Source organism: Umezawaea sp., assembly GCF_057122925.1.
Map to the genome: position 1 here is coordinate 70,406 of NZ_DBNGPQ010000076.1, position 21,590 is coordinate 91,995.

The following is a 21,590-nucleotide window of genomic DNA, read 5'->3' on the forward strand; positions in this document are numbered from 1 at the left end:
GGATGACAGACAGTGCCCGTTCGGCGACGGCCGCGGACTTCGCGGATCTCGCCGCCTTCAACGCCCTGCCCCGAGTCGGTTCGCCCGCGCTCTCGCCCGACGGCACCCGCTTGGTGGTCGTCGTGTCCGAGCTCGCGCCGGACGGCAAGAAGTGGCAGGGCGCGCTCTGGGAGATCGACCCCGAGGGCACCCGGCAGCCGCGACGGCTGACCAACGCCGCGAAGGGCGAGTCCAGCCCCGAGTTCACGCCGGACGGGTCTGTCCTGTTCCTGTCCAGCCGCCCCGACGCCCAGTCCGACGACAAGGACAAGCAGGGCAAGGACAAGGCGGCCCTGTGGCTGCTGCCGCCGACCGGTGAGGCCAGGGAGGTCTACCGCCCGGCGGGCGGGGTCGACGGCTTCACCGTCGCCACCGGCACCGGCCACCTGCTGCTGTCGGCGTCCGCGCACCCCACCGCCGCGTTCGGCGAGGAGGACGCCGCCAAGCGCAAGGCCCGCGACGACGCCGGGATCACCGCGATCCTGCACGAGGGCTACCCGATCCGGTACTGGGACGCCGACGTCGGCCCCGCCTACCGGCGCGCGCTCGCCACCGGCCCGGTCAGCGCCGACAGCGGGCGCGTCGAGACCGTCACCGATCTGGCCCCCGACGCCGGGAGCACGATCGAGGAGATCATCGCGATCAGCCCGGACGGCCGGTGGGCGATCTTCTCCGAGCAGGTCCCCGTCAGCCCCGCGTACGGCGCCCGCTACAACCTGCGGCTGGCCGCGACCGACGGCAGCTCCAGCCGCGTGCTGGCCGACGAGCCCGACCACTCGTTCAGCAGCGCTGCCTTCACGCCCGACTCGACGGCGGTGATCGCCGTCCGCGTCGTCGACTCGACCGCGGACAGCCCCTGGTACGGCACGCTGGTGCGGATCGACGTGGAGTCCGGTGACATCACCGACCTCACGCCGGACTTCACCGAGGAGCCCGCCTCCCCCGTCGTCAGCCCCACCGGCGACGCCGTGTACTTCACCAGCAGCGACCACGGCCACCAGCCCGTGTGGCGGCTCGACCTGGCGTCGGGCGCGATCACCCGGCTCACCGCGCGCGGCGGCTACACCGACGTCATCGTCAGCCACGACGGCACGACCCTGTACGCCATGGGCGGCACCGTCGACCACCCGTCGACCCCGGTGCGCCTCGACGCCACCGCCGTCGACCAGGAGCCGGTGCGACTGCTGTCGCCCGGCCGGGTCGACTCGGTGCCCGGCACGCTCACCGAGATCGAGACCACGGTCGCCGACGGCCGCACGGTGCGCGCCTGGCTGGTGCTCCCCGAGGGCGCCTCGGTCGACCGGCCCGCGCCCCTGCTGCTGTGGGTGCACGGCGGCCCGGTGATGAGCTGGAACAACTGGAGCTGGCGCTGGAACCCGTGGCTGATGGCGGCGCGCGGCTACGCGGTCCTCCTGCCCGATCCGGCCCTGTCCACCGGCTACGGGCACGAGTTCGTCAAGGCGGGCTGGGGCCGCTGGGGCGCGGAGCCCTACACCGACCTGATGGCGATCACGGACGTCGCCGAGCGCCGCGACGACGTCGACGACAGCCGCACCGCCGTGATGGGCGGCTCGTTCGGCGGCTACATGGCCAACTGGATCGCCACGCAGACCACGAGGTTCCGCGCGATCGTCACGCACGCGTCGCTGTGGCACCTGGACGCGTTCACCGGCAGCACGGACGGCGCGTACTACTGGATCCGCGAGATGGGCGACCCGCTCACGCAGCCCGACCGCGTGAAGGCCAACTCGCCGCACCTGTACGTCGCGAACATCGAGACGCCGATGCTGGTGATCCACGGCGACAAGGACTACCGGGTCCCGATCGGCGAGGGCCAGCGGCTGTACTTCGACCTGCTGCGGCACGGGGTCAACGCCAAGTTCCTGTACTACCCGACCGAGAACCATTGGATCCTCACTCCCGGCAACAGCCGGATCTGGTACGAGACGATCTTCGCGTTCCTGGGTGAGCACGTGCTCGCCGAGGAGTGGGAGCGGCCCGAGCTGCTCTGAGTCGCGCTGGACACCGCTGGGGTCGGACCGGGGACGGGGCCGACCCCAGCGGCGTTTCGGCGGTGACAGGGGAAGGTCGACCGCCGGTCTGGGGGCCACCTCGCTCTGGGTGGCGGGCTGGTGGGTCGGAGCGGCACGGGCAGCGCGCCACGCGGGTGGGACGTGCGGATCCGCGGGCGGTCGTGTGCGGGCGAAACGCACGAACGCCTGCCGGCACGGGTGGACAGGGCCCGACGGTCGGGTCCGCCGACGCTCGGAGCCTGGGTTCACCGGCGGTCAGGCGCCTCTGGCGTGGCCGGCGACGAGTCGTGCCCGCGGCGCTGCCGGGCGCCGTCGGAGGGCTCCGCGCCAGGTGGTGAGCCAACCTCGGAGGCCGCGGCGCGGGACGGGGGCCAGGCGGTGGCGGCCCGCGGGTTTCAGGTGGGTCAGGGCCACCGCGGGCCGTCCGGGGTCCAGTCCGGTGTCGAGGACGCCATCGCTATGCGGGCCAACTGCTCCGGCGGGAGGGCGTGGTCCAGGGAGGAGCGGACCAGGGACGCCAGGCGGTGGCCGGGACAGGCTTCCTCCGCGCGGTCGAGCGCCACGGAGGCCATCGCGCCATCGCCGCGCAGGTAGGCGGAGAACGCGAGCAGGGTGGCGGCCTGGGCCCGCTCGGGAGCCGGGGTGGCCCTGGTGAGTTCGGTCCACAGGCGTTCGGCGGCCCTCGCGTGGGGCCCCGTGGCGAAGACCAGCGCCATGTCGCGGACCCACAGGTCGGACAGCGCCATGGTCAGGGCCACCACGTCGTCGTCCGACATCCGCGTGGTGCGCCGGTAGGCGTCGGTCACCGCTCGGGTGATCAGGAGCAGGCCCTGACGCGCGGCCTGCTCGCGGTCCTGCTCCCGCTCGGCCCGCACGGTCGCCTCGTCCAGGAGCGCTTCGCGCCTGGCCAGCGATTCGGGGTCGTCGGGGGTCAGGACGGCGGCCAGTTCGGTGCGGCTGGCGAACGTGATCATGCCCGCGGCGGCGCAGGCCGCGGCGATCTCGCTGCCCGCCGGGTCGGGGACCGTGCCGGCGCGGTCCGGGGCTCCGTACTCGATCCACCGGTCGCCCTCGCTGGTGCCGGAGGCCCAGACGGCTCCCGCCAGGGGGATGTCGGCGGTCGCCAGCGCGGACTCCAGGCAGTCGACCAGGCCCTGGTGCGGCAGCGACGACGGCGGGTCCGGTGTGCCCCCGCCCACGACGACCAGGACCACGGAACCCGCCTCGCAGCGGATGGGTGTCAGGAGCTGGTTCGCCAGTGCGCGACGATGTCGGGGCGGGGGCAGGTCCACTCGGAGGCTCATGACGACCCTGGACGTCCGGTCGTCACCCAGGACCAGCACGACCAGCGAGTCGACCGGGTGGAAGGCGAGCAGGTGCGGGACGGCGGCGACCAGGTCGGCTGGACCGTGCACCAGGACTTCGGGAGCCTGCGGTGGAGTTCTCATGCTTCGACGATGGCCCCGTGAGCGACCGGGAGGAAGCGGGGACATCTCCACTGTGGACAACCGAGCGACCTGTGGACGACTCGCGGCCGTCGGAGCGTTCTTGTCGGTGGCGTGGTCTACCCTGCCGCCGCCCGAGACCGGCAACGGGGTGGAGCCCCGGACGAGGAGCCCCACCCCCGGTGGATCAGCCGATCGCTCGCCGCAGGGCGGACTTGCCGCCCACGACGGGCAGGTCCAGCGTCGTGCGACCGAGGTCGACCGACAGGCTCACGCCCGGCCGCGGGCGCAGCGTGTAGTCGTGGTCGCTGGACAGCACCACGAACTCCACGGTGTGGCCCGCGGCGAACACGTAGTCCTTCGGCTCGAACTCCACCTCGACCTGGTACCGCTTGCCGGGCTTGACCGCCTCGGTCCGGCTGGGCTTGGACCGGTTCTGCGGGTCGGTCCACCCACGGGTGACGATCTTGCTCGTGCCGTCCGGGAACCGGTCGACCAGCAGCGCCGTCACGTTGGCCGCGGGCTTGTCGAACGAGATGCCCAGGTCGACCGACGGCGTGCCGGACAGGCGCAGCGACGTGGCCAGCGCCGGGGTCGCGTACGACAGGCGGTTCTCCGACGCCGGGGCGTCGACCAGGGTCTCGGCCAGGACCGCCGAGTTGTCGCTCAGGGTCTCCACCACGGACCGGCCGGACGACCTCGCCGACAGACCGCCCTTCGCGGCACCACCGGCGGTCGGGCGCAGGGACACGTCCGACGTGCCGGGCGCGGGCCAGTCGGCCTCGTCGGTCCAGGTCGTCCTGTCCTCGCGCTGGATCGTCGCCTTCGGCTCGCGCTGCACGCCGTTGTCGACGCCGTAGAGGTAGTGGCTGAACCAGCGGTTCAGCGTGCGCCGCCACTCGACGGACCGCAGCGTGTCGGGGTCGGTGTGGCCGGACTGGTGCCACCAGATCTTGTGCTCGACACCGTTGCGCCGCAACGCCTCGTACCACTGGACGACGTGCTTGCCCTTGACGTTCCAGTCGTTCAGGCCGTGCACGGCGAGCACCGCGGCACGCACCCTGTCCGCGTCCTTGACGTAGTTCCGCTCGTCCCAGAACGCGCTGTAGTCGCCGGTGACCCGGTCCTGCCTCGCGGCGATCTCGGCGATGACCGGCTTGCAGATCTCCCGGTCGGCGCGGGTGTAGACGTACTCGGCGAGCACGTCGAGGTCCTCGCCCTGGAACGTGCCGGGCGCGACTACCGCGCCGTCGGCGCGGTAGTAGTCGTACCAGCTGGAGATGGCGGCGATCGGGACGATGGCCTCCAGGCCCCGCACGCCGGTCGCGGCGACCGCGTTGGGCAGGGTCCCGTTGTAGGACACGCCCATCATCGCGGTCTTGCCGGTGGTCCACGCGGCCTTCACCGGCGCGCTCGTCGTCGCGTCACGGGCGAACGCCCTGCCGTTGAGCCAGTCGACCACGGACTTGGAGCCGATGGTCTCGTTGCGGCCACCGGAGGTCGGGCAGCCGGTGGACTTGCCGGTGCCGAGCGACTCCGCGTACACCACGGCGAAGCCGCGGGCGATGAAGTACGCCTCGTAGCGGCCGGAGGTGATCGGGCCGGGGTTCGGCCCCACGGCGGCGGCGACGCGCTCGTCGGCCTGCGCCGACAGCTTCTTGCCGTCGCGCCGGTCGTAGCGCCCCTTGCCGTCCGGCACGTACAGCTCGACGTCGACGTTGTGGTTGGCCACGTCGTTGCCGCCGGAGAAGTACGGGCTGTTCATGTACACGACGGGCACCTTGAGGCCTCGCGTGGTCGCGGTCGGCCGGACGACCTCGGTGTACACCTCGTCGGCCTTGCCGTCGCGGTCGCTGTCGACCGGCGCGCGGACGTACAGGCTCTCGCGCACCACGTCCTTCGGGTCGAAGACCGGTTGCGCCTCGCCGTCGACGAACACCGGGCCTTCCGGCGCGGCGCCGGCGACGACCGGTGCGAGCGTCAGCGGCAGCGACACCAGCGCGGCCACCAAGGCGACTCTTCGAGCAGCCCTCACGAGGACCCCCATCACGAACTCCGAGCGGAACTGGCGGACACCGCACCTTTCCCGCTGTCCGCGAGACCTGTCAAGACCCGTCCGTCCACTGTGGACGCAAGACGCAGACCCGACGATCGGATGGTTGACCAGCGCCGATCGGTGTGCGTCAGAGAAGGCGGGCGACCTCGTACGCCACCGGCGAGCCCGCCGCCGACCACGGGGGTGCGCGGGCGCACCGCCACGTGGAGGGCGTGTCGCGGCACGCCTGAGCCGTCGAAGACGGTGAAGTCCCCCGAAGCGGAGTACAAAGGGCCGCATGAGGCTGGTGATCCTGGGTGGCGGCGGGTTCCGCGTTCCGCTCGTCCACCGCGCGCTGCTGGCGGACCGCACGCCGGGGCGCGTGACCGAGCTGGTGCTGCACGACGTGGACCGCGCGCGGCTCGACGCGGTCGGGACGGTGCTGGCCGAACGCGCGGAGGGCGTGCCGGACGCGCCGACCGTCACCGCGACGACCGACCTCGACGAGGCCCTGCGGGGCGCGGACTTCGTGTTCTCCGCCATCCGGGTCGGGGGTCTCGCGGGCCGGGCGGCGGACGAGGGCGTGGCGCGGGCCGAAGGCGTGCTGGGGCAGGAGACCGTGGGCGCGGGCGGCATCGCCTACGCGCTGCGGACCGTCCCGGTGGCCGTGGACATCGCCCGCCGGGTCGCCGCGCTCGCGCCGGAGGCGTGGGTCATCAACTTCACCAACCCCGCGGGCGTGGTCACCGAGGCGATGTCGCGGCACCTGGGCGAGCGGGTGATCGGCATCTGCGACTCCCCCGTCGGCCTCGCTCGCCGGACCGCCCGCGCGCTGGACGTGGACCTCGACGCGGCGCGGCCCGACTACGTCGGCCTCAACCACCTCGGCTGGCTGCGGGGCCTGCACGTCGACGGCGAGGACCTGCTGCCCCGACTGCTGGCCGACACCGGCAGGCTGGAGTCGTTCGAGGAGGGCAGGCTGTTCGGCGCCGACTGGCTGCGGACGCTGGGCGCGATCCCGAACGAGTACCTGCACTACTACTACTTCACCAGGGAGGCCGTCGCGTCCGGCGCCTCGCGCGGCGCCTTCCTCCTGGAGCAGCAGCGGAAGTTCTACGACGACCCGAGCTTCGCGAGCTGGGACCGCACCCGGCTGGAGCGCGAGGCCACCTACATGGCCGAGACGCGCGAGGACGAGCGCGACTCCGGCGACCTCGACGGCGGGGGCTACGAGCAGGTCGCGCTGGCCCTGGTGCACGCCATCGCGAACGACCGGCGCACGACGCTGATCCTCAACGTCCCCAACGGTTCCACGCTCTCCGTCCTGGACGAGCGGGCGATCGTCGAGGTGCCGAGCGCGGTCGACGCCACCGGCGCGCGCCCGCTCGCCGTGAGCCCCCTCGACGACCACGCGGCGGCCCTGGTCACCAGCGTCAAGGCGGTCGACCGCGCCATCCTCGACGCGGCGGCCGGTGGCGCGCGCGCCGACGCGATCAAGGCCTTCGCCCTGCACCCGCTGGTCGACTCCGTCGGTGTCGCGCGCAGGCTCCTGGACGGCTACCGCGCGCACCACCCGGAACTGGCCTACCTGAGCTGAAGCCGCCCGAGGGAGTCGGCGCGCCGGGTGGTCTCCGGCAGCCGGAAGTCCGTGCACAGCCGCAGGACCTCCGCGCACGCCCGGTCCAGGTCCAGCCTGTGCCCCACGGACACGAACACCGGTTTCACGCCCGCGCGCGTGCGCAGGGCGCGGCCGACGACCTCGTCCTCCAGCAGCAGGTCCGCGGCCGAGCCGCGCTCGTCGTCCGGCATCGCGAACGGGCCCATCGGCGTCTTCGCCACGCCGACGCTCGGCAGGTCGGTCACGACGCCGAGGTGGCAGGCGAGCCCGAATCGACGCGGGTGGGCGAGCCCCTGCCCGTCGCACACCAGCAGGTCCGGCGCGATCGAGAGCGCGTCGAGCGCGGTGAGCAGCGACGGCAGCTCGCGGAACGCGAAGAGCCCCGGCACGTACGGGAAGTCGGTGGTGCCGAGCACCACGACCTCGTCCAGCGTCTCCAGCGTCTCGGCGTCCAGCACGACGACGGCCGCGGCGAGCCGCTCGTCGTCGGCGTACCCGACGTCCAGGCCCGCGACGGTCCGGATCTCCAGGTCCGGGTCCGCCGTGGTGCGCACGAGCGGGCGGAGCCTCTCCTGGAGCGCTATCGCGTCCTCGGGGGTGCGGGGCCAGTCCTGTTCCACCGGGCTCAGTGATCCACTTCGTTGTGGTGGGCGGCGAGGAGGTCGTCGCCGAAGTCGCCGGAGTGCCTGCGCCACACCGAGTGCACGTGGTTCGCCCCGCCCTGGGTGTTGTCGTACTCCAGCAGCAGGTCGGGCGCCTGGATCCGGTAGTAGTGGCCTTCGCCCGGCCGGGACGAGCCCTCCCACGCGAAGTGCACGCGGTCGAGGTCGAGCCGGTCGAACTCGGCGGTGGCGAGGTCGGGCCGCAGCCGGTCGAGGTAGTAGCGGACGAGCCCGGCGAGCAGGTCGCGCGCCTCGCCGTCCAGGCTGCTCATCGTGACGCCGACCGGTTCGAGGACGCCGCCGAGCCGGGGCGCGTTGCGGGTCCGCAGGTCGTCCGGCGCGTGGTCGGAGACGACGGCGGTCAGGCGGTGCCGAGCACCCATCCGGTCGAGCAGCAGCCGGGGCAGGTCCTCCTCCAGCGCCAGCGGGCGCACGACCGTGAGCCCGCCGTAGGTCGTGTGCGCGGGGTTGACGCCCAGGAAGAACGGGGTCGCGGACACCCGGCCGTCGACGACGGCGACGTTGACGGAGATGTGGTGACCCTCGAACCGCCAGCCCCACGGGTCGTCGCCGGGGGTGCCGAAGAGGACCACCGAGTAGTCACCCTGGTGGCGGTCCCGGTCACCGCCCTCGCGGTGGTCGAGCACGTCCTCCAGGGCCATGACCGTGGCGACCTGCGCGTAGGCGTGCTCGCTGAGGACCGACGCGAGCAGGTGGTGCACGGCCTTGCGCTGCGGCCTGGCCAGGTCGCCGAGCACCACGCCCGCGCGCGGGCCGGGGACGTAGCTCCACCGGTGCCGGAGGTCGTCGTCGGTGACGGCCCGCAGGGCCGTCGCGCGCTGCCGCTCGTCCAGGGACCCGACGAGCGAGAGGGTGGCTTCGGTGAGAACGTCGCTCATGGTCCTCCGACTCTAACCGCAACCACCTGGTCGCCCGTCGAGCCGGAGGGTGCTGACCGTGCCGGGGCCCCCGGCGGCGCAGACCGGGCCGAACCGCCGGGGGTCCCGCCGATCAGCCCTGGGCGATGTAGGCCTGGAGCTGGTCGCGGCTGTCCTCGAGCTGGCTGATGTGGCTCTTCACCACGTCGCCGATGCTCACGATGCCGACGAGCCGACCGTCGTCCAGCACGGGGACGTGCCGGATCCGCCGTTCGGTCATCTGCACGGTCAGGCTGTCCACGGTGTCCTGCGGCGCGCAGGAGAACACCAGCTTGGTCATGATCTCCGAGACGGGGACGGTCAGCAGCTCCGCACCCCGTTCGTGCAACCTGCGGACGACGTCCCGCTCCGAGACGATCCCCGCGATGCCGTCCGGTCCGAGCACGACCATGGCACCCACGTTGTGCTCGGCCAGCCCGGCCAGCAGTTCACCCACCGGGGTTCTCGGTTCGACCGTCGCCACCGCCGAGCCCTTGGTCCGCAACACGTCAGCGATCTTCATGTGGCGCCTCCGATCCGCACGTGGCCGGTGACTAACCTCACCCAGGCTAGTTCGGATCGGGGCGGATGGGGAGGTCGAGACGCCCGATAGGACCACTGGGGCCGCCGATCCGGTTGCCCGGATCGGCGGCGCGGTCACTCAGCCGCCACTGCGGCGGTTGCTGAACGAGCGCTTCCCGACCACGTTGTTGTTGTGCATCTGACCGGGGATCTTGCTGTTCTGGGACGCCTTCTTCGCGCTGCCCCGCCGGTCGCGGCGGTTGGGCACGAACTCCGGCTCGGCTTCGGTCGTCGGCTCCTCGACGGCCTCGGCGGCGGTGTCGGCGTCGTTCTCGGGTGCCGGGGTCTTGGTCATGGTGCCTCCTGATGGTTCGATGGCCGTCCACCTGAGTGGTCGTCCGGGTCCCATCCTGCCGGACCGGGACAGCGATTTCCCGCCGTGGAAAAATGCGCGCGGTGAAGTTGCGGACACGGGTGGAGACGGCGGCGGCCGCGATCCTCGCCAAGCGGAAGTTCGTCTCGCCCGTGGACGTGTTCACGGCGCTCGGGTGGCTGCCCGACCGGCAGCTCGACCGGTGGCGGCGCGGACAGGTCGAGCACCTCGGCGTGGTGCTGGCCGTGACACCGGACAAGGCGCGGGAAGCCCTCGACGTGCTGCGGCGCTGGGCGGAGTCGCAGGGGCTGGCGGCGACCGAGGTCGAGTACCCGGCGGCGACGCTCGACCGGCGACCGCTCCGGTTCGGCGAACCCGAGGCCGCCTACCGGACGCACTGGATGGCGACGGGGCTGTCCGACACGCGGCGCAGGAGCCTGGTGGAGCGGCAGAACAAGGCGCCGGACCTGCTGGTGGACGTGGCCACCGCCGACTGGGAGTGCGCCGAGTGCCGTGGCACCGGCGACCTGCTGGTGAACGATCCGGCTGGACCTCTGTGCCTGACGTGCGCCGATCTGGACCACCTCGTGCTCCTCGGTGCGGGCGACGCGACGCTGACCCGGCGCGCGAAGAAGGCGAGCGGGCTGTCGGCGGTCGTGCAGCGGTACGACAGGTCGCGGAAACGCTTCCAGCGCAAGGGGATCCTCGTCGAGGAGGCCGCGCTGGAACAGGCCGAGGAATCGTGCCTCGCGGACGAGGACGTGCGGCTGCGCAGGCGGGAGCGCGACCGGGAGCGGCGCGCCGACTGGGACGTCGACTTCCAGGCGGCGCTGGCCGGGGAGATCCTGCGGCTGTTCCCCGGCTGCCCGGTCGACCGGGCCGAGGCGATCGCGCTGCACGCCGGGACGCGCGGCAGTGGACGGGTGGGGCGGTCCGCCGGTGGGCGGGCGCTGGACGAGCGGAAGACCACGCTGGCCGTGATCGCCTCGCTGCGGCACGAGGACACCGAGTACGACCGGATGCTGATGTCCGGTGTGGACAGAGCGGTGGCTCGGGAGCGGATTCGCGCTGACGTCGACCGGTTGTTGGAGGGGTGGAGGGGGAGCCGGTAGGTGCCGGCTCCCCCTGTCGGTGGCTCGTCGACCGCCCGGCTACCCGCGTCTGCGGACGGCGTACTGGCGCTGGGTGGCTACCGAGGCGGAGAAGGCGCGTGGCGGGAGCGGGGTCTTCCTGCCCTTCGCGCGGCGGTCTCGCCTGCTGGTGACGGGTTCGGGGAGCTGTGGTTCGGAGCTGGCCGTACTGGAAGAGCGCACGGTCATGAGCGCCTCCTCACTGTCGAGATGGCGTACGAGAGCGGCGACCGCGGTCGCGCTGGAGCCCGCTGGGGGTGACTGGTGACGAGGTCACGCGCGGCTCGCTCTGCGGCGGTAGCGGCGCGGACGGGGTTCTCACTTCACGTGGACGACCGTAGCCAGGCGGGGCTGGGGTGCGCCACCCATTTATGCCGGTGTGTCGGTGGTCCGGCGTCTGGAGCCGGTCGCACCGCGGGGTGGTCGAGTGCGCGCTACCGGGAAGAGCAGGTGGCTTCGGACCGGTCAGGGGGCTGGGTCCTCGTGGTCGCGGAGTTCACGGGTAGGGCCTCAGCTCCGGCAGGTCACCGGTCAGGGGCCCCACCGGTGTTCTGCCCGCGGCCCAGGCTGCCAGGTCGTTGCGGGCTCCTCGTACCTCGATCGGTTCGCCGCTGCCCCACACCCACGTCTGGCCGTCATCGGCGCGCAGCACCACCTGGACCCCTTCAGGCGCGCGGGGCGCCGTGAACGTCAGCAGGTGGTCGGAGAACTCCGGTAGCCAGCTCGCCGGCGTGTACCCCAGCCTGAGGTCGGTGCTGTGGATCTCGATCTCCCGCCAGTACGCCCGCACGACCTCGACCAGCGTTCCGTCGCGGTACACGACCGACCGCGCCCAGTCGTCGGGGCCGATCTTCGCGAGCGCGCGGTCGAACGCCGCGGACGCGGCCACCGCGGCCTCGACCAGGTCCTCGGCCGGGTTGGTGGCGTTGGCGGCGATGGCGGCGTCGCGGGCCGGTCTGCCGCCGTCGTAGACGTCGACCTTCCTGTCCTCCAGCGCGTACTCGACCTGGCGCGCCAGCGCCTTGCCGACGCCGGCGATGTGCGCGAGGACGTGGCCGCGCTTCCAGCCGGGCAGCACCGAGTCGGCGGCCACGGAGGAGTCGGTCAGTCCGTGCAGCAGGCCTGGCAGGCGGGTGTTGGCGGCCCACACGGGGACCGGGTTCACGGACACGGAGGGCTCCTAACGGGCTTCTACTGGTTTGCCATTAGAGAGCCTATCCACCGCAGTCATATGGGAACAAGCCCGTGTCCCGTTAGAATCCGCCGGTGGCTCCCCATCCAGCCCTCGACTTCGTCGGGACGGTCCGCTACGACGCGGACGACCTCTCGTCGTCCGCAGGGTTCGCCGACTGGCTCGGTCTGCACACCGACGCGCCCGCGGCGCTCGCGGCGGACGAGGAGGTCAGGGCCCGCGTGGTGGCGTTGCGCAAGGCGGTGCGGAGCCTGTTCGCGCGCGCGGTCGCGCCCGAGCCGCCGAGCAAGGCCGACGCGGACGGGCTGCTGGACCCGTCGGTCGCGCTCGCGCACGTGAACGAGGCCGCGAGCGCCGTGCCCCGCACGCACCTCCTGCTGTGGCCGACGACCGGATCGCCCCGGTTGGTGGAGCGGCGCACCGACGCCGACGCGGCGACCCGGCTGGTCGCGGACCTGGCGTGGTCGGCGATCGAGTTCCTCGCGAGCGAGGACCGGGAGCACCTGCGGGCCTGCCCGGCGCCGCGCTGCGTGAGGTACTTCGTGCGCGACCACCCCCGTCAGGCGTGGTGCAAGCCGTCGTGCGGCAACCGGGCTCGCGCCAGCCGCTACTACCACCGGCACCACTCGGACGAGTGACCTCGGTCCGTCAGTCCTGGTCGACCGGGGTGACGGTGCCGAGAGCGCCGTCGACGACGATCCGCTGACCGGTGCTGATCCGGGTGACCGCGTCCGGAACGCCGACCACGGCCGGGATGCCGTACTCGCGGGCCACGACCGCGCCGTGCGAGTTCGCGCCGCCCATCTCCATCACCAGGGCGCCCGCCGTGAGGAACAGCGGCGTCCAGCCGGGGTCGGTGGACGGCGCGACCAGGATCTCGCCGGGCTCCAGGTGGGCGCCGACCGGGTCGAGCACGACCCGCGCGACGCCCGTGACGGTGCCCGCCGACGCGGGGGTGCCGACCAGCGCGCCGGGAGCGGCGGGGGCGTTGGCCGACGCCACGGCCTCCGGTTCCGTGCCGTCCGACAGCAGCACGCGCGGGATCCGCCTGCGGCGCACCTCCTGGTCGTACGACTCGTGCCGCTCCGCCACCACCGCCCGGAAGTCCTTGCCCGCCAACGCCTCGCGCATCTCCGTGAAGTCGAGGAAGAACACGTCGTCGGCCGAGTCGAGCACGCCGTCGGCCGCGAGTTCCGCGCCGACCAGGCCGATCTGCCCCCGGACGTGGCCGAGCGCGACGATCAGGCGGTACTTCGGCATCTCGCGCAGCCCGGCCAGCGACCTCGCCCGTCCCAGCGCGAACCGGACGAACCGACCGCGCACCGGACCCGCTCGCCGCGCCAGCCGGTCGATCGTGGCCTCGGCCTCCGCCGCGCCGCGCGCGAACTGGGCGTCCGGCGCGAGCGTCGGGTCGTCCAGGCGGAGGTAGTTCGCCAGGACGCCGAGGAGGTGCGCCGGGTCGTCCGACCAGCGCGGCAGGCCGAGGTCGATCTCGGCGACCGCCCGGTGCCCCCACTTCGCCAGGAACTCGGCGAGCCCGGTCTGCGCGACCGGGGGCAGCGAGCCCGCGTGGAACCGGTCGGCGAGGTCGCGCGCGGGTGTCGTGCTGATGGTCCTGCTCGACTCCTCGTCCGCGCGGATCACGGTGGCGAGGTCCCAGAGCTCCAGGTCCATCTCGGTCGTCACGTTGTGCGGCAGCCCGCGCAGCACGCCCTGGAGGTCGCCCGGCTCCAACCGGCGGCCGAGCACCTTGCCCGCCAGCCCGAGCAGGAGGAACCCGCCCACCGCGAGCGGGAAGATCCAGGGCATCACCCGGATCGTGCGCTCGCCCAGCAGTTCCTCGCAGTGGTCGAGCCGCTGGGCGGCGGTCGCGGAGTCCGGGATGGACAGCAGGGCAGCCTGGTCAGCGGCGATCCGGTCCATCCGCCGGTGGGCCGACGCCGGGTTGACGACGGACCGCACGAGGTGCACCGGCAGCCGGTAGCGCGCCGCGATCGTCAGGAACCGCCGCACGAACGGCCGCCACGACGTGCGGGTCAGGGGGAACCGCGGGTCGTCGAACAGCCCGCGCAGCACCACCGCCGAGCGCGCCTCCATGACGTCGAGCACACGGGGCGCGATCACCCGCCCCGGCTTGCTGCGCAGGACCGTGGTCACGTCGAGGAACAGCCGCTGCCCCGCCTCGCGGTACACCCGCGCGCCGTCGACGCGGTGGGCGACGGGGAAGCCGAACAGCTCCGAGATGCCCGCCGACAGCAGCCGGAACCCCGCGCTGCCGGACGGCGTGATCGGCCGTTGCAGCCCCTGGGCGACGCTGAAGCAGAAGAACGCCCGCGGGTCACCGGCCGTCGCCCCGGCGGGCAGCGGGAACAGCGTGGTGATGGGTCTCGCCTGGGTCAGCCACAGCACGCCGTCGGCGTCCAGCGCCCACTCCGTGTCCTGCGGCGAGCCGTAGTGCGCCTCCACCCGTGCGCCGAGGCGGGCCAGGTCGCGGACCTGCTCGTCGGTGAGGCACGCGCCGTCCTGCACGTGCTCCACCTGCTCCGTGCCGCCGCCGGGCAGCGACCGGACCACCAGGCGCTTGTCCCCCAGCCTGCGTTCGAGGATCTCGCCGGTCAGCGTGTCGACGACGAAGTGGTCGGGGTTCACCGCGCCCGACACGACCGCCTCACCGAGGCCGGGGCCGGCGTCGACCACGGCTTCCCCGCGCCTGCCCGTGACGGGGTTCGCCGTGAACAGCACGCCCGCCACGGCCGACTGCACCATCTCCTGCACCACGACCGCGAGCCGCACCGCGCGGTGGTCGATGCCGTTGCTCTCCCGGTAGGCGACCGCCCGGTCCGTCCACAGCGACGCCCAGCACCGGCGCACCGCGTCGACCACCGCGTCCTGCCCCACCACGTTCAGGTAGGTGTCCTGCTGCCCCGCGAAGCTCGCGAACGGCAGGTCCTCCGCCGTGGCCGAGGACCGCACCGCCACCGGCACGTCCTGGCCGAGCCCGGCGTACCCGGCCAGCAGCGCGTCCCGCACCCCGTCGGGCATCGGGGCCGCCAGCAGCAGGTCGCGCGCCGTGGCCGCCAGGTCGCCGTGGTCGCCCTCCAGCAGCGCCGCCAGGTCCGCGTCCTCGGCGACCTGGCGGTACGCCTCGGTGGTCACGCAGAACCCCGGTGGCACCGGCAGGCCCGCGGTCGTGAGTTCGCCCAGGTTCGCCGCCTTGCCGCCGACCGCGGCCAGCATGCCCGCGTCGATCGACGTGAAGTCGCGAATGAGCCGGTCGTCGATGTCCAGCCGTGCGTCCATGGCGCCGAGGTTACGAGCCCCCGATGAAGAACTCAACACGTGATGAATTATCCGCGACGCCCGTCACCCGACCGGACGATGGTCGGTCCTCCCCCGTCCGGCGGTGAGGGGACTCGACGCGAACTCGGCGGCCAGGACGCCGTCGAACAGCCGGTTCACCTCGACCACGAAACCCCGCCGGGTCGTGCCGAGGGCGCGCAGCGCGGGCCCGTGGTCGTGCGCGACGACGAGGGACGCGCCGAACAGCAGCACGCGCCACACCCCGAACACGACGGTCCGGGCGGGCGCGGGCAGCCCGGCGAACTCCCCGCGCAGTCGACGGCAGTGGAACGGCACGTGGCGCTCCTCGTCGGCCAGGATCCTGCCCGCCACCTCGGTGACCAGCGGATCGCCCGTGCCGTCGCGCAGCAGCCGGTAGTAGCCCAGCGCGATCACCTCGGCGACCACCAGCACCAGCAACTCCACCCGCAGCCCCAGCGCCCGCCGCAGCCGCACGAACACCGCGTCGCTCCAGTGGCTCGCGATCGTCGGCGCGCCCGCCGCCTCCAGCAGCGACGCCAACATCCGCGCGTGGTTCTGCTCCTCCGCCACGAACAACCGCACCGCCACCGAGTAGTCGCCCCTCCCCGACGCCTTGGCGATCAGGTTCGCCCCGTCCCCCGCCTCCCCCACCTGGAACCGCTGCACGCTCGCCACCACCGCGGGCGGGATCGTCGCACCCACCGTCCACTCGGGATCACCGATCTCCGCGCGCCGCCGGGCCTCGGCCCGGAACTCGACGACCGAACCGCTGAACTCGTCCACGTCCGCCTCCCTCGTTCCCGTGCACTGACTGGACGTGCGCGCGGAAACGGGCGTTGTGCCCAGGCGTGTGGAGGTTGCGTGGAGGAAGTGTGGAAACGCCGACGAGGGCGGCCCCGGATCGGGACCGCCCTCGTCGGATTGCAGGCGACTAGCTGCAGCCGGAGGTGCTGCCGCAGCCCTCGCACAGGTAGCACGAGCCCGCGGGGCGCATCTTGGTGCCGCAGGTCATGCAGAGCGGGGCGTCGGCGGTGGTGCCGAGGTGCAGTTCGAGCAGCTCGGTGCTGCTGCCGACGCGCGCGTCCTGCTTGGTGGGCTTGGCCTCCTTCGCGGGGCTGGCGTCCACGGAGGTCTGGAGGCCGACGATGTCCACGTCGTTGCCGCCGCCGTACTCGCTCGCGACGGTGGCGGTGCGCTCGTCGGCGGTGAAGATGCCGAGCTGCGAGCGCTTCTCGTAGGGCAGGTAGTCCAGGGCGAGCCTGCGGAACAGGTAGTCCAGGACGCTGGTCGCGATGCGGACGTCCGGGTCGTCCGTCATGCCCGCGGGCTCGAAGCGGAGGTTCTGGAACTTCGAGATGTAGAACTCCAGCGGGATGCCGTACTGGAGGCCCACGGAGATGGACATGGAGAACGCGTCCATCACGCCCGCGAGGGTGGAGCCCTGCTTGCCGAGCTTGACGAAGATCTCGCCGAGGCCGTCGTCGGGGTAGGAACCGGCGTGCAGGTAGCCCTCGGCACCGCCGACGGTGAACGACACCGTCTGGCTGGGGCGCTTCTTCGGCAGGCGCTTGCGGACCGGGCGGTACTCGATGATCGTCTCGGGCTTGGCGGTGGCCGACGCGGTGGCCTCGCCACCGGTGTTGGCGCCCTTGCCCGCGGACAGCGGCTGCCCGACCTTGCAGTTGTCGCGGTAGATCGCGAGGGCCTTGATGCCCATCTTCCAGCCCTGGAAGTAGATCTCCTCGACGTCCTCGACGGTCGCGTTCTCCGGCATGTTCACCGTCTTGGAGATCGCGCCGGAGATGAACGGCTGCACGGCCGCCATCATCCGCACGTGGCCCATGGGCGCGATGGAGCGCTCGCCCATGGCGCAGTCGAAGACCTCGTAGTGCTCCGGGCGCAGGCTCGGCGCGTCCACGACGTTGCCGTGCTCGGCGATGTGCTCGACGATCGCCTCGACCTGCTCCTGCTGGTAGCCCAGGGCGGTCAGGGCGCGCGGCACCGTCTGGTTGACGATCTGCATGGAGCCGCCGCCGACGAGCTTCTTGAACTTGATCAGCGCGAGGTCGGGCTCGATGCCGGTGGTGTCGCAGTCCATCATCAGGCCGATGGTGCCGGTGGGCGCGAGCACGCTGGCCTGCGCGTTGCGCCAGCCGTTGCGGCCACCGATCTCGATGGCCTCCTGCCACGCCCGCGTCGCGACCTTGTGCACGGAGCCGTCGTTGCCGCCCAGCGTGCGGATGGAGTCGTTGGCGGCGGCGTGCTTGCGGATGACGCGCTGGTGGGCGTCGGCGTTGCGGGCGTAGCCCTCGTACGGGCCGACCATGCCCGCGAGTTCGGCGGACCGCCGGTAGGCGACGCCGTTCATCAGCGAGGTGATGGCGGCGGCGAGCGAACGGCCGCCCTCGGAGTCGTACGCGTGGCCGGTCGCCATCAGCAGCGCGCCGAGGTTGGCGTAGCCGATGCCGAGCTGGCGGAACTTCCGGGTGGTCTCGCCGATGGGCTCGGTCGGGAAGTCCGCGAAGCAGATGGAGATGTCCATCGCGGTGATGACGATCTCGACGGCCTGGGCGAACGTGCCCGCGTCGAACGTGCCGTCCTCGCGCAGGAACTTCATCAGGTTCAGCGACGCCAGGTTGCAGCTGGAGTTGTCGAGGTGCATGTACTCCGAGCACGGGTTGGACGCGGTGATCCGGCCCGACTCGGGGCAGGTGTGCCAGTCGTTGATCGTGCCGTCGTACTGGATGCCGGGGTCGGCGCACTCCCACGCGGCCTTGGCGAGCTTGCGGAACAGGTCCTTGGCGTCGACCTTCTCGATGACCTCGCCGGTCTGGCGGGCGCGCAGGCCGAACTGGCCGCCGGACTCGACGGCGTTCATGAACTCGTCCGAGACGCGGATGGAGTTGTTGGCGTTCTGGTACTGCACGGACACGATGTCCTTGCCGCCCAGGTCCATGTCGAAGCCGCCGTCGCGGAGGACGCGGATCTTCTCCTCCTCGCGCGCCTTCGTCTCGATGAACTCCTCGACGTCCGGGTGGTCCACGTCGAGGACGACCATCTTGGCCGCGCGGCGGGTGGCGCCACCGGACTTGATGGTGCCCGCGGACGCGTCGGCGCCGCGCATGAAGGAGACCGGGCCGGACGCGGTGCCGCCGGAGGACAGCAGCTCCTTGGAGGAGCGGATGCGCGACAGGTTCAGCCCCGCGCCGGAGCCGCCCTTGAAGATCAGGCCCTCTTCGCGGTACCAGTTGAGGATCGACTCCATGGTGTCGTCGACCGCGAGGATGAAGCACGCGCTGACCTGCTGCGGCGAGCTGGTGCCGACGTTGAACCACACCGGGGAGTTGAAGCTGAACACCTGGTGCAACAGCATGTAGGTGAGCTCGTGCTCGAAGATCACCGAGTCGGCCTCGGTCGCGAAGTAGCCGTGCTTGACGCCCGCGGCCACGTAGGTCTTCACGACGCGGTCGATGAGCTGGCGCAGGCTGGTCTCCCGCTGCGCGCTGCCGACGGCGCCGCGGAAGTACTTGCTGGTCACGATGTTCGTGGAGTTGAGCGACCACGAGGCGGGGAACTCGACGCCGCGCTGCTCGAAGTTCACGGTGCCGTCGCGCCAGTTCGTCATCACGACGTCGCGGTGCTCCCAGGTCACCTCGTCGTACGGGTGCTTGCCCTCGGTCGTGTAGACCCGGCGCACCTTCAGCGCGGCGCTCCCCCGCTTGTCCCCACTGCCGTTGCGCGCGGCCGACTTCTTGCCTGCGCCGCTGACGGTCTCCGTCATGCCCGGTGTCTCCCTATTGTGCTGAACCTGCGTGCACGGCCACGTCCGGAGTTCCCCGTCCGATGCGGTCGTCGTGCGAGATGACTGGAACTACGGACGCGGTTCTTCTTCCCGCGCCGTACGAAGATCGGAAATTTCCTTCTCGAAGTCCTCGACGGACGAGAAGGATCTGTAGACGCTCGCGAACCGCAGGTAGGCGACCTCGTCGAGCTCGCGTAACGGCCCGAGGATCGCCAGTCCCACCTCGTGGCTGGGGATCTCGGCGCTGCCGGTGGAGCGGATCGACTCCTCCACCCGCTGGGCCAGCAGTTGGAACGCGTCCTCGTCGACGGGACGGCCCTGGCAGGCCCTGCGCACGCCGTTGACGACCTTGTCGCGGCTGAACGGCTCGGTGACGCCGGAGCGCTTCACGACCGCGAGGACCGCTTCCTCCACCGTGGTGAACCGGCGGCTGCACGCGGAGCAGGACCGCCTGCGACGGATGACCTGGCCCTCGTCAGCCTCGCGGGAGTCGACCACGCGAGAATCCGAATGCCGGCAGAACGGACACCGCACCCCTGCTCATCCCCTTCCGAGGGCAGCACCGTCCGCAGCAGCCTCACTGGTCTGGTTACCCACAACCTGTGGACTACTTGAGCCGGTCTCACCACTAGATGTAGGGGCAAACCTATGCCGGGCGGCCTCATCTTGCAAATCCGACACGGTCACTCGGAGGGGTGCAATCGAACCGCAACAAAGCCCTAGGGAGCGGGCTCGACCACGGCCTGCGGGACGATGAGCGGCTGACCGGGCACGACGCGCGAATCGGCCATCCGGTTAAGTTCGCGGATGCGCTCGACGACGGCGTCGGGGTCGCTGTTCGGCGCGTTCCGCTCGGCCACGTCGTACAGGGTCTCACCCACTTGGACGTACGCGACGCCGGTCCGCTCGGGAACGCTGGTCGCACCCGACGCGTACAGGTACAGCAGCCCCAGGCAGGCCGCCGCGACGACCGCGAGCACGCACATCGCGACCAGCCTGAGCACCGCGCCGGGGCTCGGCCGCTCGGACGGGGACTCGGCCACCTCGGCCGGAGCAGGCGCGGAGGCCTGCTGGGCCTTCGGCGCGGGCCCGTGACCATCGCCCACCTCGAAGCGCCGGAGCACCCTGGGACCGGGTCGGAGCCCCCGTCCGGGCGAGGCGTCCCGCACGTCGGTTCCCTCGACCAGTTCGAAGCCGGACCGGGTCCCAATGAGCACCGCCATGACGCCTCCATCGCAGGTCAGCAGAGCAAGATCGAACACAGGTTCGATCGAACGTCCGTGCGAATGTCTACCACTCCAAGGCTCAAATATCGACAACACACCGGTGTTTACTTCGAACAGGTGTTTGATCTGGACATGAAGTGCGACTACCGTCGAACACGAAGATCGACGGATATCCGGCCTGGGTGATCGGGACCGGTGAGGAGGAAGCACCGTGGTGCGCAAGACGACCGAGGTCCGGGACAGCGCGGCAGGTGACCCCGCCCTTGCCCAGCAGACGGACATCGCGGGCAACGCGGGTCTGACGCTCCGCCAGCGCAAGGTTCTCGACGTCATCCGGGACTGGCTGGACCGGTTCGGCTACCCGCCCAGCGTCCGCGAGATCGGCGAGGCCGTCGGTCTGACGTCCACCTCCTCCGTGGCTCACCAGCTGCGCGCGCTGGAGCGCAAGGGCTTCCTGCGCCGCGACCCGAACCGCCCGCGCGCCGTCGGCGTGCTGCCGACCGAGATCGACGCGGGCATGGACCCGAGCCACAAGCCGACCCCCGCGTACGTGCCGATGGTGGGCCGGATCGCGGCGGGCGGGCCGATCCTGGCCGAGGAGTCGATCGAGGACGTGTTCCCGCTGCCCCGCGAGATCGTGGGCGAGGGGGAGCTGTTCCTGCTGAAGGTCGTCGGCGACTCGATGGTCGACGCTGCGATCACCGACGGCGACTGGGTGGTGATCCGCCAGCAGCCCACGGCCGACAACGGTGACGTGGTGGCGGCGATGATCGACGGTGAGGCCACGGTGAAGACGTTCAAGCGGACGGCCGAGCACGTGTGGTTGATTCCGCACAACGCTGCTTATGAGCCGATCCTGGGGGACGAGGCGAGCATCCTGGGCAAGGTCGTGGCCGTGTTGCGGCGGCTTTAGCCCTGCGGATAGGAGATTAAAGCCGCCGGTTGGCCGGGGGAGCGGGTAGGAGATCAAAAGCCGCCGGTTGGCCGGGGTGCGGGTAAGAGATCAAAAGCCGCCGGCGGGTCGGGGGATGCTGCTGGTGTGCCGTGCTGCCTGGGTGGCGGTGCTGGATTTCTTGCACTGGCGGTGCTGGTGGGCGCGGTGCGGGATTTCCTGCACTGGCCATGCCGCTGTTGTTGGGTGCGGTGTTGGATTTCCTGCACTGGCCGTGCCGTTGCTGTTGGGCGTGGTGCGGGATTTCAGGCTTTTCGGCGTGTGCGTCGTACCAGGGCTGCTATCAGCACGAGGGCTGCCGCGCCGATTCCTATCACTGGCCA

17 protein-coding genes are annotated in these 21,590 nt (G+C 71.8%); 5 read left to right on the forward strand and 12 right to left on the reverse strand.

Translation table 11 applies throughout. The features are described from left to right. Nucleotides 1–2 precede the first annotated feature (2 nt). Nucleotides 3–2,051, forward strand: a complete 2,049-nt coding sequence (locus AC156L_RS17090) for a S9 family peptidase (RefSeq protein WP_330876907.1) — start codon at nt 3–5, stop codon at nt 2,049–2,051. A gap of 425 nt (nt 2,052–2,476) precedes the next feature. Here the strand turns inward: AC156L_RS17090 and AC156L_RS17095 are convergent, their stop codons facing one another. Both AC156L_RS17095 and AC156L_RS17100 read right to left on the reverse strand, forming a co-directional pair. Then, complete coding sequence (locus AC156L_RS17095; protein WP_330876906.1) at nt 2,477–3,520, reverse strand: DUF4192 domain-containing protein; 1,044 nt, start codon at nt 3,518–3,520, stop codon at nt 2,477–2,479. Between the two features lie 184 nt (nt 3,521–3,704). Then, entirely contained in the window at nt 3,705–5,564 is a 1,860-nt protein-coding gene (locus AC156L_RS17100; protein ID WP_330876905.1) for a Xaa-Pro dipeptidyl-peptidase, read from the reverse strand. A 286-nt stretch (nt 5,565–5,850) separates the two neighbouring features. Between AC156L_RS17100 and AC156L_RS17105 the strand changes: the two genes are divergently transcribed. After that, entirely contained in the window at nt 5,851–7,149 is a 1,299-nt protein-coding gene (locus AC156L_RS17105; protein WP_330876904.1) for a 6-phospho-beta-glucosidase, read from the forward strand. On the opposite strand, the gene AC156L_RS17110 is transcribed toward AC156L_RS17105, so the two are convergent. The 4 genes from AC156L_RS17110 to AC156L_RS17125 all read right to left on the reverse strand — a co-directional run bounded on the left by AC156L_RS17110 (nt 7,137) and on the right by AC156L_RS17125 (nt 9,626). Then, nucleotides 7,137–7,790, reverse strand: coding sequence for an endonuclease V (locus tag AC156L_RS17110; RefSeq protein WP_330876903.1), 654 nt, complete (start codon nt 7,788–7,790; stop codon nt 7,137–7,139). The two genes, AC156L_RS17105 and AC156L_RS17110, sit on opposite strands and share 13 nt — an antisense overlap. Nucleotides 7,791–7,795: 5 nt before the next feature. Continuing rightward, nucleotides 7,796–8,731 carry a DUF3500 domain-containing protein gene (locus AC156L_RS17115; RefSeq protein WP_330876902.1) on the reverse strand — a complete coding sequence of 312 codons (936 nt, stop codon included), beginning with the start codon at nt 8,729–8,731 and terminating at the stop codon, nt 7,796–7,798. A 112-nt stretch (nt 8,732–8,843) separates the two neighbouring features. Continuing rightward, a complete protein-coding gene (locus tag AC156L_RS17120) occupies nt 8,844–9,272 on the reverse strand; it encodes a CBS domain-containing protein (protein ID WP_330876901.1) in 429 nt (142 codons plus the stop codon). 138 nt (nt 9,273–9,410) lie between these two features. Continuing rightward, nucleotides 9,411–9,626, reverse strand: a complete 216-nt coding sequence (locus AC156L_RS17125) for a hypothetical protein (RefSeq protein ID WP_330876900.1) — start codon at nt 9,624–9,626, stop codon at nt 9,411–9,413. Between the two features lie 92 nt (nt 9,627–9,718). Here AC156L_RS17125 and AC156L_RS17130 point away from each other — a divergent pair, with 92 nt between their 5' ends. Beyond that, the gene (locus AC156L_RS17130; RefSeq protein WP_330876899.1) at nt 9,719–10,756 is read left to right on the forward strand and encodes a DUF2293 domain-containing protein; all 1,038 of its coding nucleotides are present in this window, start codon (nt 9,719–9,721) and stop codon (nt 10,754–10,756) included. 514 nt (nt 10,757–11,270) lie between these two features. Here AC156L_RS17130 and AC156L_RS17135 read toward each other — a convergent pair. Beyond that, nucleotides 11,271–11,945, reverse strand: coding sequence for a maleylpyruvate isomerase family mycothiol-dependent enzyme (locus AC156L_RS17135; protein WP_330876898.1), 675 nt, complete (start codon nt 11,943–11,945; stop codon nt 11,271–11,273). Nucleotides 11,946–12,040: 95 nt separating this feature from the next. Here AC156L_RS17135 and AC156L_RS17140 point away from each other — a divergent pair, with 95 nt between their 5' ends. Beyond that, nucleotides 12,041–12,604: a CGNR zinc finger domain-containing protein gene (locus AC156L_RS17140; RefSeq protein ID WP_330876897.1), complete on the forward strand. Its 564-nt coding sequence runs from the start codon at nt 12,041–12,043 to the stop codon at nt 12,602–12,604. Between the two features lie 10 nt (nt 12,605–12,614). Here the strand turns inward: AC156L_RS17140 and AC156L_RS17145 are convergent, their stop codons facing one another. The 5 genes from AC156L_RS17145 to AC156L_RS17165 form a co-directional block, all read right to left on the reverse strand. Next, nucleotides 12,615–15,266, reverse strand: a complete 2,652-nt coding sequence (locus tag AC156L_RS17145; protein WP_330876896.1) for a PEP/pyruvate-binding domain-containing protein — start codon at nt 15,264–15,266, stop codon at nt 12,615–12,617. A 63-nt stretch (nt 15,267–15,329) separates the two neighbouring features. After that, complete coding sequence (locus AC156L_RS17150; protein WP_330876895.1) at nt 15,330–16,070, reverse strand: ferritin-like domain-containing protein; 741 nt, start codon at nt 16,068–16,070, stop codon at nt 15,330–15,332. Between the two features lie 148 nt (nt 16,071–16,218). Further along, nucleotides 16,219–19,068, reverse strand: a complete 2,850-nt coding sequence (locus AC156L_RS17155) for a vitamin B12-dependent ribonucleotide reductase (RefSeq protein ID WP_484407008.1) — start codon at nt 19,066–19,068, stop codon at nt 16,219–16,221. A 90-nt stretch (nt 19,069–19,158) separates the two neighbouring features. Continuing rightward, nucleotides 19,159–19,623 (reverse strand): transcriptional regulator NrdR, encoded by a 465-nt coding sequence (gene nrdR, locus AC156L_RS17160; RefSeq protein WP_484407010.1) that lies wholly within the window; start codon nt 19,621–19,623, stop codon nt 19,159–19,161. A 185-nt stretch (nt 19,624–19,808) separates the two neighbouring features. Then, entirely contained in the window at nt 19,809–20,312 is a 504-nt protein-coding gene (locus AC156L_RS17165) for a LysM peptidoglycan-binding domain-containing protein (RefSeq protein ID WP_484407011.1), read from the reverse strand. A gap of 283 nt (nt 20,313–20,595) precedes the next feature. Between AC156L_RS17165 and lexA the strand changes: the two genes are divergently transcribed. Then, nucleotides 20,596–21,228: a transcriptional repressor LexA gene (gene lexA / locus AC156L_RS17170; protein WP_484407012.1), complete on the forward strand. Its 633-nt coding sequence runs from the start codon at nt 20,596–20,598 to the stop codon at nt 21,226–21,228. The last annotated feature ends 362 nt before the right edge of the window (nt 21,229–21,590 follow it).